This window comes from Psychrobacter sp., assembly GCF_036731945.1.
GTDB lineage: Bacteria > Pseudomonadota > Gammaproteobacteria > Pseudomonadales > Moraxellaceae > Psychrobacter.
Genome location: NZ_DAINDI010000014.1, coordinates 35760 through 53016, shown reverse-complemented (window position 1 = coordinate 53016; position 17257 = coordinate 35760). Strand labels below are relative to the sequence as shown.

Genomic DNA, 17257 nt, shown 5'->3' with positions numbered 1-17257 from the left:
TATAAGCAGGCATTTAATCTAAACGGCAGTTACACAGAATGTGGGATGGTCTCTAAGGTCCAAGTAGCTTGCAGTTTTAGCACATGCTTTTTTAATATAATCACAGTCTGCTACTACTGTATCAAATGCATTAATTATAAATCCTATTCTAGGGGTATTGTGATGTGTTCTAAATGCTTAATCACAGCGCTTATAATTGTGCTTATTTAATTTTTGACTAATTAGTCCTATCAGTTCTATAAGCTTAATTGTTTAGTTGCGAGCCAGCCTGTTAGGCTACTTATTATTTTGAGATATTGAGTACCCGGCTGGTGTTAACGATATTGAGTTAACCATGCCTGAATGGGTGGAGTGGTTCAATTAAAGGTGTCTGTGTAATGCAATTGTCTATGTGTCGCCATTTGAGTTTAAAAATTAGTATTATGAGAGTTTAATCCCGTCAGGCAAAGTCGTCTAACTCCAACAAAAAAAACTGCAATATTGTCGTGATGGTCTATTGAGAATTTTCGAATATACGTATTACATTCTGTAGATGTTTCTTCATCGCATCGTGGGCTGCTTTAGCATCCTGATCTTGAATGGCTGTCATGATTTCTTGATGTTCCAACTGTGAGCGTAGGGGCATATCTTCGGGAGTGTACAAACTGCGCATACGACTGAAAAATTCTGTGTAGTGTTTACTAAGTAAGAAAGTCAGGAAAAAAGCGCAGGCATCATTTTGACTAGATTCAGCAATACGGATATGAAATAAACGGTCACCAATATGCTCAGTAGAATGCTCTAAGTTATCCCTAATATTCATCAAAAAAGCTTCTTTAATATCTTCTAATTGTTTATCTGTACGGTTATTAGCGGCGCATTCTGCTAAATAAGGCTCAATCAGTAGTCGAGATTCCAGTATTTCAAAGGGCGTAATCACTGCATCTTCTTGTAAGTAGGGCATCAGTAACGGATGTACTGTTGTGTTAAATCCTGTTTGTGAGTTGGCGGAATCTTGATGATCATTGATGACATATACACCACTTCCTAATTTCACTTCAACAATACCATTAACCTCCAAAGCAATCATAGCTTCTCGAACTGAGGTACGGCTAACTCCTAGTTGCAGCGCTAAATCTCTTTCAGGTGGAAGCTTAGATCCAATCTCATAAACTCCAGCTTTAATATCATCTTGAATTTTATTAAAAATATTTTGATAAATACGAGTCTTTTGCATAAATTTCAACTTTAATTAAAAATTGGTCTTGCCAATCTATTAAAAACGTCGTAAATTGGTTGGACCAAATATTGGTTGGACCGCTTATTGGTCTGCTCAATTTTAAACTTAGTTTATTATAAAGTAAAAAATCAGGGAAGAAAAATGAGATTAATAAATAAAACTTGTGTCATCACAGCAGCTGCTCAGGGTATTGGTAAGGCAACAGCATTGGCGTTCGCACGTGAAGGTGCGCATGTAATTGCTACGGATATTAACCAAGAACTGCTTAATGAGCTGAAAGCACAGTCTGACAACATTACAGTTAAATATCTAGATGTTACAAATAATGATCAAATCATCGAATTTGCAAACAAATATCAGAATGTAGATGTGTTGTTCAACTGTGCAGGCTGGGTACCTGCAGGCTCAATTTTAGAATGCGACCAAGAGCAGTGGGACCGTGCCTTTAAGATTAATGTGGACTCGATGTACCACATGATTTCCGCGTTTCTACCGACGATGCTCAAAAAGGGTAATGCTTCAATAATTAATATGTCTTCTGCAGCATCGAGCATAAAAGGCGTACCAAACCGCTTTTCCTATAGCGTAACCAAAGCGGCTGTTTTAGGGATGACCAAGGCCATTGCTGCTGACTATATTCTTCAAGGTATACGTTGCAACGCTATCTGTCCAGGCACAGTCGATTCCCCATCTCTGCATCAACGTATTGAGGCGCAAGCAAAAGAGCAAAATAAAACTGTAGACGAAGTTTACCAGCAGTTTGTGGCGCGTCAGCCAATGGGCCGGGTCGGCAAAGCAGAAGAGATTGCTGCTTTGGCACTGTTCTTAGCCAGCGATGAATCTGCATTTACCACAGGCACGATCAATATGATTGACGGTGGCTGGTCGAATTAAAAATTTATTCGACAAAGTAAAAAATTAAGTCGATAGCAGAGAGAATAATCTATCAAAGCTATTCAATAAATATCAGATGCTCAAGGAGTTAGCAATGAAACTTTTAAGATTTGGTGTAAAGGGACAAGAAAAACCAGGCATCTTGGATCAGGATGGAAATATTCGTGATCTATCTGCCGTAGTCAGCGATATTCATGGTCCGGTACTAGCCACTGAGCTGGATAAAATTCGTTCTTTAGATCTCAGTACATTGCCGAAAGTAGACGCCGATGTACGGATAGGCGCGTGTGTGAATAATATCGGTAAGTTTATCTGTATCGGTCTGAATTATTCAGATCATGCTGCTGAAACGGGCGCGGAAGTGCCAGACGAGCCAGTCGTATTTAATAAATGGACCAGCGCAGTGGTTGGACCAAACGATGATATCGTGATTCCGCGTAACTCGCTCAAAACCGATTGGGAAGTTGAACTCGGTATAGTCATTGGTAAGGACGGCAGTTATATTGATAAAGAAAAAGCTATGGACCACGTAGCGGGTTATTGCGTCATTAACGATGTATCTGAGCGAGCTTTTCAGCTTGAAGGTACAGGCACTTGGGACAAAGGCAAGGGCTGTCCTACTTTTGGTCCAACCGGTCCTTGGTTAGTGACCAAAGATGAAATAAAAAATCCTCATAATTTAAAAATATGGTTGGAAGTAGACGGTCACCGTTATCAAGACGGTAATACCAATACTATGATTTTTGATGTCCCAACCATCGTTAGCTATCTCAGCCAATTCATGTGCCTACAAGCCGGTGATGTGATTTCGACAGGCACTCCGCCAGGTGTCGGCCTAGGGCAGACTCCACCCGTTTATCTCAAGCCCGGACAAGTGATGCGCCTTGGTATTGAAGGGTTGGGCGAGCAGCATCAAAACGTGATTGCTGCCCAATAACTATCATTCCGTAATTTAAATCTAGCCTCCTGTTTTTCACTTGCATGGTAATCGATGCATGAGGAGGCTTTGTTTGCAAAAAATATGACTTGTCGATGTTAATTATCGATGCTACTCGCCAAAAATGACGTTAAAAATGGATTTTTATCATGCTTAAAATTACAGATCTTGAAGTCTTAGACATTAGATTCCCTACATCGCAACACCTAGATGGCTCGGATGCTATGAATCCTGATCCAGATTACTCTGCCGCTTACGTCATTTTAAAAACAGACGATGAGGCGCTGTCCGGTCATGGCCTGACCTTTACTATTGGCCGTGGCAATGAGATTTGCTGTACGGCTATCGAAGCGATGCGTCACCTAGTCGTCGGCTTAGATATCGATGAAATTAAACAAAACCCAGCCTTAATGTGGCGTCATTTGACATCAGACAGCCAACTGCGTTGGATTGGTCCGGACAAGGGCGCAATGCATTTGGCAACCGGCGCAGTGGTCAATGCCATTTGGGACTTATGGGCCAAAAGTGAAGGTAAGCCGGTGTGGAAGCTGGTAGCTGACATGACCCCTGAACAAGTAGTGGAATGTATTGATTTCAGTTATATCACCGACTGTATTACCCCTGATGAAGCGCTGACCTTATTAAAAACGAATGCCCCCTCTAAAGATCAGCGTGAGCAAACGCTGCTGCAAGAAGGCTATCCCTGTTATACCACTTCTGCAGGCTGGTTGGGTTATAGCGATGAAAAGCTAGCCCGTCTGTGTCAAGAAGCGATAGACGAAGGCTTTAATTACATTAAGTTAAAAGTCGGCCGTGATGTGGCAGAAGATATTCGCCGCGTGAGTATTGCCCGTGAAATTATGGGCCCAGACCGCCACTTGATGGTCGATGCTAATCAGATTTGGGAACGTCAAGAAGCCATTGACTGGATGCAGAAATTGGCGTTTGCCAATCCTTGGTTTATTGAAGAGCCTACCTCTCCAGACGATGTAGAGGCACACCGCGCTATCCGTCAGGCCATAGCACCCATTGAAGTGGCCACAGGTGAGATGTGTCAAAACCGCATTATGTTCAAGCAGTTCATTATGCGGGAAGCCATCGATGTAGTGCAGATTGATGCCTGCCGTATGGGTGGTATTAATGAAGTGATGGCTGTGTTATTAATGGCCGCAAAATATAAGTTGAAAGTGTGTCCACATGCCGGTGGTGTGGGCTTGTGCGAATATGTTCAGCATTTATCCATGATTGATTATTTATGGTTCTCTGCCAAGAAAGATGACCGTGTCACAGAATTTGTCGATCATTTACATGAACACTTTATTGAACCGTGTGTCATTGAAAATGCCGCCTATATGCCACCACAGCTGCCAGGCTTCTCAATTGAAATGAAGCCTGCTTCCATTCAACAGTATTTATTTCGCAAAGAACAGGTATAAATGAAAGACAAGTCTAATCGCTTTAAGAGGATTTAAAGCGATTCATGTCACAGGATCACTGGTATGCGAATAGTCAAGGAAGTTTTAAAGCAAAGATTGCAATGAGGTTTTCTTGAATTGATACTTTTATGATTGCTCAGACGAGATTATCAGACATATAAAAAGCCGTTAACAAGGAGTGTTGCGTGATCGACAGCCATTTACATTTTTGGCAGTATTCTGCGGATGATTTTCCTTGGATTCAGGGGGATTTAGCACCCATTGCAAAGGATATGCTACCAAAGGATTTATGCCCTCAACTTACCGAAAATATCGACGGTATTATCGCAGTGCAAGCAAGACCATGCGCAGCAGAAAACGACTACCTCAATGACCTTGCCCAGCAACATGAGTTGATCAAAGGGATCGTTGGTTGGTTTGATTTTGAAAAGGATGCCGAAAAGCAGTTGGAGGTATTTAAGCGCAATTCAAAGATGAAAGGCTTTCGCCATATGCTACAGGACGAAAAAAACCCCAGTGCGTATATGACCCATCATAAAAGGTTTAACGCAGGCGTTGAAAAAATCCAGCAGGCAGAATTGTTATACGGTGTGCTAATCCATCAAAAAGATCTTGATGCAGCTGTACAATTTTGCCAACGTCATGACCGCTATGAGCTGGTGGTGGATCATCTAGCCAAACCGCAGATGTATAGCAAAGCCGGTTTTGAGTGTTGGATCAAAATGATGCAACGCCTTGTGCCATTAAAGCATGTCAATTTAAAAATCTCCGGCTTAGTCACTGAAGGTGGTCCCAACTGTAAGGCGGAAGATTTCCAAACCCATCTCGATATGGCGTTAGAGCTTTTTGGTCCAGAGCGCTTGGTTTGGGGCTCAGACTGGCCCGTGTCTTATGCTACACATTCTTATACGCAATTGATGGATTTTTGGCAACAGTGGTCGCGGCAGTGGAGTGACTCAGAGCGTTTACAAGTTGAGAGTGGTACCGCTCAGCGCCTGTATAAATTGTAAAGATATATAGGTAAGTTTAGGTGAATTCGAGACAGCAATAACAAACAAAATCAGGAGTACGTTTAAATGGATTTAAAACTAAAGAATAAAGTATTTATCGTGACGGGTGGCGGCGCAGGTATTGGCGGCGCTATCAGTTTGTCGTTGGCGCAAGAAGGGGCTGTAGTGGCTATCTTTGGGCGTTCAGACTTAAAACCGGCGTTTATCGAAGCACTAGAGGAACAGCAAGCTGTCTACTCCTTCCATAAGCTGGACTTGCAGCATGAACAGGCGTGCAAGCGAGAAGTGGCGTTAGTGGTTGAGAAGTATGGTCGCCTTGATGGCTTAGTCAACAACGCTGGTGTCAATGATAATGTGGGCCTGGAAGATGGTGTAGAAGCTTTTAAACAGTCGCTAGATAAAAATCTAATTCACTACTTTGTTATGGCGCATTACTGCATTGCTCACCTCAAAGACAGTAAGGGCAGTATCGTGAATATCGGTTCTAAAGTGGCGGTAACTGGTCAAGGACATACCAGTGGTTATGCAGCATCTAACGGGGGGCGTTTGGCGCTAACTCGAGAGTGGGCGGCGCAGTATCGCAATGATGGTGTGCGCGTGAATGCCGTATTACCAGCAGAAGTCATGACACCGCTTTATCAGCGTTGGATTGATAGCTTTGATCATCCGCAAGAAAAACTGGATCAAATTACCAAAAATATCCCCTTTGGTCATCGTATGACTACCGATCAAGAAATCGCAGATACTACAGTATTTTTATTGTCAGAGCGCTCGTCGCATACCACCGGTCAATTGCTATTTGTAGATGGCGGTTATACCCACTTAGATCGAGCATTGACTTAATTAAACGTACTTGGCCATGAATTAATATCTCTAGAAAACCTTAAGCAGGAGAGCTTAAATGAAACGCTATTGTTTAGCGCTTGATCTCATCAAGAATGTGGAAAAAATAAAGCAATACCAGCATTTTCACCAAAATATTTGGCCTGAAATTGCTAGCAATATTAAGCAGCGCGGTGTGCTAGATATGCAAATTTGGCAAATAGAAAACCGCCTTTTTATGATTATGGACACTCGAGATGATTATGATCCAGCTGTAGCCAACAAGATTGCGCTGTCTGAGCCGAAAAATGTGGAATGGGAGATATTGATGTCTCAGTTTCAGCAGCCATTACCAAGCGCTACAGCAGATGAAAAATGGATAGAGATGAAAAAAATATTTGATTTAAACCCATAAATCAAAACTACAAGGACGTAACAATCTACAAGGATGCAACACATGAAGGCAAAAATAACGGAACCACAATTCCGATTGGGCTTTATCTTGGTCACTACACTGTTTTTTATGTGGGGCCTATCATATGGTTTAGTCGATGTTTTAAATAAGCATTTTCAGGAAGCGTTACACATTACTAAAGCGCAGTCAGGCTTAATTCAGGCCGCCTATTTTGGCGCCTATTTTGTCATTGCCCTACCTGCAGGTTTGTTTATCGATAGAAAAGGCTATAAAGCTGGTATTCTTTTAGGCTTATCCTTATATGCTATTGGTGCTTTGCTATTCGTACCGGCAGCCATGCAGTTAACTTTCGGTTTTTTTCTATTTGCATTATTTGTACTGGCTTTAGGCTTGGGCTGTCTAGAAACGGCAGCCAACCCATATTCGGCTGCACTGGGTGATCCTGCAACCGCAGAACAGCGTCTGAACTTGTCTCAGTCATTCAATGGTCTTGGCCAGTTTTTTGGTCCCTTAATTGGCGGTTTATTCTTTTTTAGCGAAAGCGGTAAAGCAGCTTCAGGCGATTTTACTGCGGTAACCTATACCTATGTTGGCATTGCGCTTGTTGTTATTGTGCTAATTGCATTTTTTGCCAAAGCCAAACTACCGGACTTACGTGAAAACGAAGCGAAACACGATGCAGCTAACATTGGAAATAATAGCGCTTCATTGTGGTCACATAGCGAATTTAAATTTGGTGTTATTACGCTGTTTTTCTACGTGGCAGCACAAGTTGGTGTGGGTGCATTCTTCATTAACCTGATGGTAGAAACGTGGCCTCAAAGTTCGAGCCAGCAAGGTGCTTACTTTTTGTCCATTGCGATGCTTGCATTTTTAATTGGACGCTTCGTAAGCACTGCATTGATGTCTAAAATTGCGGCAAACAAACTGTTGATGATCTACGCCATTATTAATACAGTACTCTGTGGTGTGATTCTTTCAGGCGCTGACTATATTGCCGTCATTGCTGCAATCGCAGTTTTCTTCTTTATGTCGAGCATGTTTCCAACCATTTTTGCAATGGGCGTGAAAAATCTAGGCTCTAAAACTAAGATTGGCAGTTCGTTTATGATTATGGCAATTGTAGGTGGTGCTGTGATGCCATACTTTATGGGTAAAATGGCTGATCATTTTGGGACTAATATTGCTTATGTCTTGCCATTAGTTTGTTTCCTTATAGTGTTAGCTTATGCCTTTAGCTATAAAAATACAGCATTAGTTAAAGCAGAAACTGTAGTTAATTAAAGTGGCGTATATACAGGCAATCCACTTTATATATATATTTGCTGCATAATCACTGGCATAAACTTACTTCTGCTATGAGTCTACTACGATTTTCAGAAAGTAATTTATACTAGTGTTTTGCGCCATGTATCAGATTTAGTGTGCATTGGCTTTATCGCTTATTAAATTAAAAATATTTGTGCAAAAATACATCTCACAATTTGAGTTTCCAGAATTTACCTAGAGATTGAATAGAATACAAAAGGGCAAACGTATGATTATTTCATCTGCAAATGACTATAGAGCTGCTGCCAAGCGCCGACTGCCACCATTCTTGTTTCATTATATAGATGGCGGTGCTTATGATGAATATACCTTAAAACGTAATACTGAAGATTTATCACAGATTGCTCTTAGGCAACGTGTACTCAATGATATGTCACAACTGAGCTTAGAGACGCAGTTATTTAACGAAACACTGTCTATGCCTGTAGCGTTATCACCCGTTGGTTTGACGGGCATGTATGCCCGCCGCGGAGAAGTACAGGCCGCTATAGCAGCCGATCAAAAAGGCATTCCGTTTACAATGTCAACGGTTTCTGTTTGTCCGATTGAGGAAGTGGTACCTAAAATCAACCGTCCGATGTGGTTTCAGCTTTATGTATTAAAGGATCGAGGCTTTATGCGAAATGCTCTGGAGCGTGCAAAAGCTGTGGGGTGTTCGACATTGGTCTTTACGGTAGATATGCCAGTACCAGGGGCACGCTACCGCGATGCGCACTCTGGTATGAGTGGTAAAAATTCAGCTATACGCCGTTACTTACAGTCTGTGACGCATCCACAATGGGCTTGGGATGTGGGCTTGCAAGGTCGACCGCATGATTTGGGTAATATTTCTACTTATTTAGGTAAGCCTACAGGGCTAGAGGACTATATAGGCTGGCTAGGTAATAATTTTGATCCCTCTATTTCTTGGAAAGATTTAGATTGGATTCGTGAATACTGGGATGGGCCTATGGTCATCAAAGGTATTTTGGACCCAGAAGATGCCAAAGACGCTGTACGTTTTGGTGCAGACGGTATAGTTGTGTCCAATCATGGTGGACGACAGTTGGATGGTGTTTTATCAAGTGCGCGTGCTCTGCCTTCTATTGCCGATGCCGTCAAAGGAGAGATTAAAATTTTAGTAGACTCTGGCATACGCAGTGGCTTAGACGTCGTACGTATGTTGGCTTTAGGGGCTGATGTCTGCATGCTAGGACGCGCATTTATATATGCTTTAGCGGCGGATGGCGGTGCAGGAGTAAGTAATCTGCTAGAGCTGATAGATAAAGAAATACGCGTCGCGATGACCTTGACTGGCGCCAAAACTATTTCTGATATTAACCCAGACTGTTTGGTCAAACTGAGTAATTAAACCGAGCGTGCAGAGCCTATAAATATATGAAATCAGCTTATTGTCTTGAATGATGATTACCGAGAGCTTCAAGAACCACATAAACATGTTAAGTGGCTTGCCATAGAATAATTACTCTTAAAACCACACGACTATTTCACCCACTAATTTAACGAGAAGGTTAAGGATGACTATCGATAACGACGTATTACGTGAGCGCATCAGCTTATTAGGATTATTTCTGGGTAATGCAATTTCTCGCCAAACTGGCGAACAGACGCTCGAGACGATTGAAACGCTGCGCAAAGGTTTTATTCAACAACGCCGTGAGCCTAATGAAGCGAACAAGCGACAACTTATCGACTTCATAGCCTCACTAGATAATCAAACCTTAAAAAACGTCATACGTAGTTTTTCTATATATTTCTTCTTAGCAAATTTAAGTGAAGAGAATTACTTACGAGAGCAGCGTCATGCCTTGCGTATGCAATCCGATCAAAGCTGGGAAGGATCGTTTCGTCGTACACTACTTGAATGTCGCGAACGCAATATTGAACCTGCCCAAATGCAAGAGCTGATTGAGCAGCTGAGGTTTATGCCAGTCTTTACCGCGCATCCTACCGAAGCACGCCGCCGTACGACAATGAATCTACTGCAAAGTCTATTTACGCACAGTGAAGCTTTAAACAATCTTACAGAAGACAGTTTTGCCTACGAAAAAGCGAAAGAGAAAACGGCTCAAACTATTGATCTGTTATGGTCATCTGATGAAGTGCGTACGCGTAAACCTTTAGTCTATGACGAAATCAATAATGGTCTGCATTATTTTAATGCCAGTTTATTCAATGCCATTCCCAAGGTTTACCGTAATATTAAAGACGCGATTGTTGAGGTTTATCCTGAGCTAACAGACTACTCTTTACCTGCGTTCATGAGCTTTGGTTCTTGGATCGGTGGTGACCGAGATGGTAATCCCTTTGTCACTCATGACACCACAGAAATGGCCGTATTGATGCATGCCGATACTGTGCTACGTCATTATCAAGTGCTGCTAAAAAAACTGCGCCGTGAACTCATTCACAGCGATACGATTATTAAGATTGCGCCAGACGTTTATGCTCGTATAAAGGAGTATGCCACTCTCGAGCAAAAAGTATTCTATTATAATCCTGACGATTACAACAATGAGCCGTACCGCAGATTGTTATCGATTATCCTTGCCAAAATAAAAGCGACCAATCGTCATATTCAAAGTAAAGGTACAGACCTCGACGCCGCACATGATGCTTACGCTAACTCACAAGAGCTGTTAGAAGATTTACGCATCATTCGAAAAAGTGTCAATACTCATGACAAAGCACATGGCGAAGGCTTATTACTCGATACGATTCGTCTGGTCAAAACCTGCGGCTTTCATCTAGCAGCGCTCGATATCCGCCAAGAGTCGTCTTATCATAGCGATGTGATCGCCGATATTTTCGCAAATGCCTCGAACCTACCAGACTATCAGACGCTAGGTGAAACCGAGCGCCAAGAGTGGTTGACCCGTTTGCTTGAGAAACCAGGTACACCGCTCATTTATACCGATAACTTGACTGATAAAACACGTGAACAATTGGCATTGATGAACTCTGTGGCAACATTACGTAAACTGGTCGGAAAAGATACTTTCGGCAGTTATGTCATTTCAATGACCAATAATGCCAGTCAGTTATTAGAAGTCTTACTGCTGATGCGTTTTGCAGGCTTATGCAGGGTTGATGATGCAGGTCAGCTGTCTGCTGACTTACCAATCGCCCCCTTGTTTGAAACCATCGAAGATCTTAAAGATATTGATAAGATATTACCTGCCGTGTTGGACAACCCACTATATCGAGGGTTGCTTGCGCACTCAGATAATACCCAAGAAATCATGTTAGGCTACTCAGATTCATCAAAAGATGGCGGCATTATTACTTCTGCATGGCAGCTGTATATTGCACAGCAAACCATTAACCGTATTGCTGCTGAATATGGTATCAAAACACGCCTGTTTCATGGCCGCGGTGGCTCTGTCAGTCGTGGCGGTGGCTCTACGCATAATGCAATTGCTGCTCAGCCCGCAGGGACGTTGCATGGAGAAATTAAAGTAACCGAGCAGGGCGAAGTCCTTTATGCCAAATACGCCAACACTGATACCGCTGTATTTGAGCTAACCATGGGCATCACTGGTACGCTTAAAGCGTGCTCGACACGATTTGTGGTGCAACCGCCTGAACTACCAAATTATGAAGCAATCTTTGCGCGTTTAGCAGATGCTGGTGAACAAAGTTATCGTCAGCTGACGGACCATACCGAAGGGTTCTATCAGTTCTATTCACAGGTGACCCCTGTGCAAGAAATCTCTTTATTAAATATCGGCTCGCGCCCAGCGCACCGTAACAAGGGGCTGCCAAGTAAAACAACCTTACGTGCGATCCCTTGGGTATTCGGTTGGTCTTTAGCACGCTTTACTTTACCTGCTTGGTATGGCGTAGGTAGTGCTCTTCATAGCGTTAAAGAAGACGAAGGTTTAATGAAAGAGATGAACAGCTGCTGGCCATTTTTTAACGTATTTATTAGCAATATTGAAATGGCGTTTACCAAGTCTGAGATGAGCATTGCTCAGGCTTATAGTCAGTTATGTGAAGATGAGGGATTACGTGAAAAGATTATGCAAGCGGTAATCGATGAGCACGAGCTGACATTTTCAGGTTTAAATTCTTTGCTTAACCAGACATCGTTATTAGCGCATCAGCAAAACCTTGCCGCGTCATTGCAGTGGCGAAACGCCTATTTAGATCCGATTAATTATATACAAATCGAGTTGTTAAAACGTGCCAGACAAAAGGATACTGCAGATAATGACGGTAGTACTGCTGTTGAAGATCCATTAATACGTAGTATCAATGCCTTGGCAGCCGGTTTGCGAAATACGGGGTAATTTCTAGAGAATTACGTTCAGATATTTAAATTATAACCTAAATACATTTACTTCTTTTAATTAACTTAAGAAGGTTGAGGAGGTGTAGAGGGTAACTAATTTAGATGTCTGCGCTATGCTAGGGCATGTCCTCAATTCATCTTACAATGAACGATAGTACACGCCAGATAGAGCATTGACTTAAAATTGCGAGCTAACTTCTCATAGCGAGTAGCGATACTACGAAAATGTTTAAGCCTTGCAAACATATTTTCAACAAGATGACGCAGCTTGTACAAATAGCTATCAAACTCTGGATTAGGCTGTTTAGCATTGCTTCTTTTGGGAATGATAGGAATCATGTCATGCATGCAAGCTTTATCCCTGATCGCTTGTGAATCATAACCTTTATCAGCGATGAAGTAATCAGCTTGTCCAATCATCTCAATTAATTCACCTGCAACTTGACTGCCGTGGACGTCACCCCCAGTGATTTTAAAATGGAGCGGATATCCATCGGCATCACAGGATAAGTGTATCTTTGTAGTTGCGCCGCCACGGCTTCGTCCAATTGCTCGATCTTCACCACGCCGAGCTCCACTTGCATGCTGGTGACAGCGAACATAGCTTCCGTCTGTGAATACCCATTCCGTATCAATTTCTTTGCGTAAGCTAAAAAAAAATCCTCCCATAAGCCAGTTTTCGACCATCGATTAAAGCGACTATAAGCGGTTTTCCAAGAACACAATTCTTTAGGTATGTCACGCCAAGGGGCGCCTGTGCGTAGTTTCCACAGTATGGCTTCCATGACCTCTCGACTGTTTTGAGTTTGATAGCAGCCATGCTGTGTCATCGTTGATTGCAATTGATCCCAAAGCGTATCTGTTAGTGCGGTTCTTGCCATAACTTGTATTTCTCGCATCGTCTCAATAGATGCGGTATTGTAACTATTATTTATCGCTTATCCAATTGAAGACATGCGCTAGTACGCGGCTTAACTATATTCCAATCTTTCTTGGCGTTAAGTATGCGTACTGGTTGCTCTTTAATTAAAAAGTCTTCGTTATCATCTAAAAAGCTATCACGACAATAATTCCAAACTGACCTTAGAGCTCTCATAGTTGCATTAGCCTGAGCTTTACTATGCTTGCTTATCTCTTTATGCTTATCACTTATCATTGACTTAGATATATCATTTAAAGATATATCTAGCCAATCATCTAGCTTGTTTAGTATTTGACGATCATAAGTGTCAATAGTGCCTTCAGCCAAGCTAGTCTTTGCTGATTTAAAGTAGGTATATGCATCTCTCAGTGTTGGTACATTATTGGTCTTATCTTTAGTGTCTTTCAAGATTTCATGAAGCCCGTCATAAACATGCATACCTTTTTTTATATTTGCCATCATTATGCTGGCTTTTTCACGCGCTTCGGTTAGCGTAATCAAGTGCGTTTCTTCTACTTCGTCTCTGTACAGCTTTCCATTGATGCGCTTATGCAATGTATAGCGCTTTGACTGCTTGCCTACACGTAGCGCAAATCCAGTCAATACATCATCCATATAGATATCAGTACCTTTAGCGGTATAGTCTACTGAATCAATAAATTTTTTGGTAAGTTTAACTTTCATATATCACCCATGCAGCAGTACAAGCCCTAGTGTTAGTAGTTATCATACTTTAATTATTATAAGGGTCAAAGTATCAAGATAGTATCAAAAAATTAATTACATCCATGCACTCACATAAACTTTAGACAATAAAAAACCCTTACAAGTCAATGACTGTAAGGGTTTAAATTTGGTGGGCCCAGTAGGACTTGAACCTACGACCAAAGGATTATGAGTCCTCTGCTCTAACCAACTGAGCTATGGGCCCTTTAGACGCACAATGATACCTGATTTTTTGAAATTTTCAAGTAAAAGATGGCCTGTCAGACAGATATTATTCAAAAAGCCCCTGTTTTCATTTTCAAACACTACTGCCAGCCAATGTCAAGCTACGACCACCATCGACGGCAATTATTTCACCAGTCACATAACTTGCCCGAGCCAAATAAAGCACACTATGGGCGATTTCCTCAGGTTTACCTATCCGCTGCATAGGAATGGAGTCGATGATGCTTTTTTGCTGCTGCGGGTCAAGTGCTTGGTCGCTATCTGCTTCTGGTAGGATGTTCACGCCAGGAGCGATGCCATTGACACGTACCTCTGGCGCCATATCAAGCGCCAGAGACTGTACCATCATGCGATGCGCCGCCTTTGCCATATTGTAGATGGCATAACCTTTAAAAGGTTTGTTATGCGCATGGATATCAAGCAGGCTGATAATACAGCCCTGCTGTGTCCTTAAATAAGGATATAAGGCTTGGCTTAATAATAAAGGCGCTTTGGCGTTGGTTAAAAATAATTCATCCCACTGAGCGTGACTTATATCACCAAGCGGACTTGGGTAAAAGCGAGAGGCGTTATGCACTAGGACATCGAGTTGCCCAAATGCTTGCATGATATTTTGAGTAAATCGCTGTAGTGTCTGACTATTATTAACAACTGCCAAATCTGAGATGATGACGACCGCGCTATCAGGGCGACTGTTATTCAGCGCATCCGCTAGGACACTGGCTTCTTGCTCACTATGATGACAATGAATAATGACGCGGTAGCCTTGCTCATGAGCGGCACGGACAATAGCCGCACCAATACGCTTAGCACCACCAGTGACTACCATTACGGGCGCTAAGGCATTAGAATTTTTTGGTTGGCTCAAGCTAAATTCTTGGTTCATATTAAAGGTATTTTTATTATGTATAGTAGAATTACTCTAAAATCGATACAGTGCGACTGGGATGAATTTTTCGTAGCCTCTGTGATAACAGCAAGCAAGAAAAATTTATACCAGTCGCAAAAATCTATAACGTGTCGCTTTTATTTTGCACTGACTATAAATTGTTGGTTGAAAGTGCTTGTTTACAAGACAGGTTGTGCTTGTAAATGCTCAATTCTACGTTGGCGTAATGCTTCGCCTATCGCTGGGCCTTTTAGATTCTGGTCTATGTCGTCCATGCTGATTGCATGAAAGCTATTCAACGCGAGCATCATTTGGCGGTGCTGTATGGCCAGTTTTAAGATATGACTGGTGACCAAAAGCTGCGACAGTTTATCGGGCGCTTTATGAGCGCTACAAGCTTGAATAAGATCGATTTTCTCGGCGGCGCTCAGCTGGTCTATGCGGCTAAGGTTTTTCGCTTGCTGCACAAATAAAGTGGCAAACTGGCTATGCGCTTTTGGCACCTTTGCACTGTTTCCTATCCCATGAATACCTTTAACCGCTGCCTCTATATTAACCGAAAGAGTTTCTGTAGAGTTTAAAGTAAATAAATCGGTATTTAAACTTGCCATTAATAACGCCCAGCGCTGCGATAAATTTAATTGCATTTGACCGGCGAAATACAATGCGGTTTGTACAATCTCTCGTATTTGACCGTACTGTTTATCATTCCAAACTTGCTGTAGCGGAGCAAAATACTCCGTTAACGCCCCAATCTCAAACAGCTGTTGCCAATATACCTGCGGCGATACTTGCATCATAGCACGGCTCGATTCTTGCCAAATACGCTCACTACTTAAATGCGCAAGCTCGCCTGAGCGCACCAACTCACGCATCAATAGCAAGGTTTCATCGGCAATACTAAAGCCCAAATCATAATAGCGGCCATAAAAACGGGCGGTGCGCAGTACCCGTAATGGGTCTTCACTAAACGCGCTTGATACATGACGCAAGGTTTTGCTATGAATGTCGTTCAAACCGCCATAGTAATCGACAACGTTGCCATTTATCGGCGTATCATCCATAAGGCTTTTGATTTCTATTGCCATAGCGTTGACGGTCAAGTCACGACGTTGTAAGTCTTCACGTAACGTCACATCAGGGCTGGCATGCACACTAAAGCCTTGATAGCCCAGCCCTTGTTTGCGCTCTGTACGCGCCAGCGCATACTCTTCATGACTCATAGGATGCAAAAACACTGGAAAGTCTGCGCCCACTTGCTGAAATCCTGCATCCAGCATATCTGTGACCGTCGCGCCAACGACGACAAAGTCTTTGTCTTTGATAGGACGACCTAATAATTGGTCACGGACAGCGCCGCCGACGAGATATACTTGCATAATAGTCTCTTTGTGTTTATCCAGTATTTACTAAAACAGGTTGCCAAAAAAAAACAGTCAACACTGACATGAGTATTGACTGGTTTTAGTATAGCAGACGGTTTCTATAAATGAACGCTAGAAGACCGTCGTAATAAAGGGTTTATATATAAGATAAACGACTATTTTTGCTCATTAATTAAGTCTTGAGCTTCAGTAACTGCAAGTGCTGTCATATTGACCACACGGCGTGCTGTCGCTGATGGGGTTAGGATATGCACAGGTTTGCTCGCGCCTAGCAAAATAGGTCCAATAGACGCACTGCCAGTTGCCGTTTTTAGTAAGTTAAAAGCAATATTTGCGGAATCAAGCGTTGGCAAGATAAGCAAGTTCGCTGAGCCTTTTAAGTTGCTTGATGGTAAGTCATTGGCACGGATATGCTCATCAAGTGCCGCATCTCCCTGCATCTCACCGTCGAAGTCAAAGTCCACATTCATTTCTGTCAGTAGCTCATACACCTTACGCATTTTTACTGCGCTTTCGCGGTCTGAGGTACCAAAGTTTGAATGCGAAACCAAGGCCACACGCGGTGTAATGTTAAAGCGACGTAATTGATCAGCTGCAAGTACCGTCATTTCAGCCAACTGCTCAGCCGTTGGGTCTTCATGGATGTAAGTGTCGGCAATAAAGATATTACGATCTTGCATCAATACCGCATTCATCGCATAAAAATCGCTGACACCTGCTTTTTTGTCGATAACTCTGCTGACGTATTTTAAAT

At 42.4% G+C, this 17257-nt stretch carries 15 protein-coding genes and 1 tRNA gene; 9 read left to right on the top strand and 7 right to left on the bottom strand.

Annotation, left to right across the window (positions count from 1 at the left end):
- Window positions 1–493: 493 nt before the first annotated feature.
- Entirely contained in the window at window positions 494–1216 is a 723-nt protein-coding gene (locus tag V7D75_RS04570) for a FadR/GntR family transcriptional regulator (RefSeq protein ID WP_333613595.1), read from the bottom strand.
- Window positions 1217–1360: 144 nt separating this feature from the next.
- On the opposite strand from V7D75_RS04570, the gene V7D75_RS04565 reads away from it, so the two are divergent.
- The 9 genes from V7D75_RS04565 to ppc all read left to right on the top strand — a co-directional run bounded on the left by V7D75_RS04565 (window position 1361) and on the right by ppc (window position 12354).
- A complete protein-coding gene (locus V7D75_RS04565) occupies window positions 1361–2113 on the top strand; it encodes an SDR family oxidoreductase (RefSeq protein WP_333613594.1) in 753 nt (250 codons plus the stop codon).
- Window positions 2114–2207: 94 nt separating this feature from the next.
- Window positions 2208–3050, top strand: coding sequence for a fumarylacetoacetate hydrolase family protein (locus V7D75_RS04560; RefSeq protein ID WP_333613593.1), 843 nt, complete (start codon window positions 2208–2210; stop codon window positions 3048–3050).
- Window positions 3051–3199: 149 nt separating this feature from the next.
- Window positions 3200–4486, top strand: coding sequence for an L-fuconate dehydratase (locus V7D75_RS04555; RefSeq protein ID WP_333613592.1), 1287 nt, complete (start codon window positions 3200–3202; stop codon window positions 4484–4486).
- A 185-nt stretch (window positions 4487–4671) separates the two neighbouring features.
- Window positions 4672–5496, top strand: a complete 825-nt coding sequence (locus V7D75_RS04550) for an amidohydrolase family protein (RefSeq protein ID WP_333613591.1) — start codon at window positions 4672–4674, stop codon at window positions 5494–5496.
- Window positions 5497–5562: 66 nt separating this feature from the next.
- A complete protein-coding gene (locus tag V7D75_RS04545) occupies window positions 5563–6339 on the top strand; it encodes an SDR family oxidoreductase (RefSeq protein WP_333613590.1) in 777 nt (258 codons plus the stop codon).
- 58 nt (window positions 6340–6397) lie between these two features.
- A complete protein-coding gene (locus V7D75_RS04540) occupies window positions 6398–6733 on the top strand; it encodes an L-rhamnose mutarotase (protein WP_333613589.1) in 336 nt (111 codons plus the stop codon).
- A 42-nt stretch (window positions 6734–6775) separates the two neighbouring features.
- A complete protein-coding gene (fucP, locus tag V7D75_RS04535) occupies window positions 6776–8017 on the top strand; it encodes an L-fucose:H+ symporter permease (protein WP_333613588.1) in 1242 nt (413 codons plus the stop codon).
- A 253-nt stretch (window positions 8018–8270) separates the two neighbouring features.
- A complete protein-coding gene (gene lldD / locus V7D75_RS04530) occupies window positions 8271–9413 on the top strand; it encodes an FMN-dependent L-lactate dehydrogenase LldD (protein ID WP_333613587.1) in 1143 nt (380 codons plus the stop codon).
- A 166-nt stretch (window positions 9414–9579) separates the two neighbouring features.
- Window positions 9580–12354, top strand: coding sequence for a phosphoenolpyruvate carboxylase (gene ppc / locus V7D75_RS04525; RefSeq protein ID WP_333613586.1), 2775 nt, complete (start codon window positions 9580–9582; stop codon window positions 12352–12354).
- 131 nt (window positions 12355–12485) lie between these two features.
- On the opposite strand, the gene V7D75_RS04520 is transcribed toward ppc, so the two are convergent.
- From V7D75_RS04520 to V7D75_RS04495, 6 genes are all read right to left on the bottom strand, one after another.
- Window positions 12486–13237 (bottom strand): IS5 family transposase gene (locus V7D75_RS04520; RefSeq protein WP_333613585.1). Its coding sequence is split into 2 segments (ribosomal slippage): window positions 12486–13030 and window positions 13030–13237, totalling 753 coding nucleotides; the frame shifts between segments, so codons are not numbered across the junction.
- 50 nt (window positions 13238–13287) lie between these two features.
- Window positions 13288–13962, bottom strand: coding sequence for a hypothetical protein (locus V7D75_RS04515; protein WP_333613584.1), 675 nt, complete (start codon window positions 13960–13962; stop codon window positions 13288–13290).
- 170 nt (window positions 13963–14132) lie between these two features.
- Window positions 14133–14209 (bottom strand) — tRNA-Ile (locus tag V7D75_RS04510).
- Between the two features lie 93 nt (window positions 14210–14302).
- Window positions 14303–15115 (bottom strand): pteridine reductase, encoded by an 813-nt coding sequence (locus V7D75_RS04505; RefSeq protein ID WP_333613583.1) that lies wholly within the window; start codon window positions 15113–15115, stop codon window positions 14303–14305.
- Window positions 15116–15297: 182 nt separating this feature from the next.
- Window positions 15298–16497 carry a tRNA nucleotidyltransferase gene (locus tag V7D75_RS04500; RefSeq protein ID WP_333613582.1) on the bottom strand — a complete coding sequence of 400 codons (1200 nt, stop codon included), beginning with the start codon at window positions 16495–16497 and terminating at the stop codon, window positions 15298–15300.
- Between the two features lie 161 nt (window positions 16498–16658).
- The coding region (locus V7D75_RS04495; protein WP_333613581.1) for a phosphate acyltransferase at window positions 16659–17257 on the bottom strand (599 nt) is incomplete at its 5' end.

Excerpts from the sequence above, each read along its gene's own strand:
- V7D75_RS04565 (WP_333613594.1), top strand. The coding sequence starts at position 1,361 with ATGAGATTAATAAATAAAACTTGTGTCATCACAGCAGCTGCTCAGGGT.
- V7D75_RS04560 (WP_333613593.1), top strand. The coding sequence starts at position 2,208 with ATGAAACTTTTAAGATTTGGTGTAAAGGGACAAGAAAAACCAGGCATC.
- V7D75_RS04515 (WP_333613584.1), bottom strand. The coding sequence starts at position 13,962 with ATGAAAGTTAAACTTACCAAAAAATTTATTGATTCAGTAGACTATACC.
- ppc (WP_333613586.1), top strand. The coding sequence starts at position 9,580 with ATGACTATCGATAACGACGTATTACGTGAGCGCATCAGCTTATTAGGA.
- V7D75_RS04570 (WP_333613595.1), bottom strand. The coding sequence starts at position 1,216 with ATGCAAAAGACTCGTATTTATCAAAATATTTTTAATAAAATTCAAGAT.
- V7D75_RS04540 (WP_333613589.1), top strand. The coding sequence starts at position 6,398 with ATGAAACGCTATTGTTTAGCGCTTGATCTCATCAAGAATGTGGAAAAA.
- V7D75_RS04500 (WP_333613582.1), bottom strand. The coding sequence starts at position 16,497 with ATGCAAGTATATCTCGTCGGCGGCGCTGTCCGTGACCAATTATTAGGT.
- lldD (WP_333613587.1), top strand. The coding sequence starts at position 8,271 with ATGATTATTTCATCTGCAAATGACTATAGAGCTGCTGCCAAGCGCCGA.
- V7D75_RS04505 (WP_333613583.1), bottom strand. The coding sequence starts at position 15,115 with ATGAACCAAGAATTTAGCTTGAGCCAACCAAAAAATTCTAATGCCTTA.
- fucP (WP_333613588.1), top strand. The coding sequence starts at position 6,776 with ATGAAGGCAAAAATAACGGAACCACAATTCCGATTGGGCTTTATCTTG.
- V7D75_RS04555 (WP_333613592.1), top strand. The coding sequence starts at position 3,200 with ATGCTTAAAATTACAGATCTTGAAGTCTTAGACATTAGATTCCCTACA.
- V7D75_RS04545 (WP_333613590.1), top strand. The coding sequence starts at position 5,563 with ATGGATTTAAAACTAAAGAATAAAGTATTTATCGTGACGGGTGGCGGC.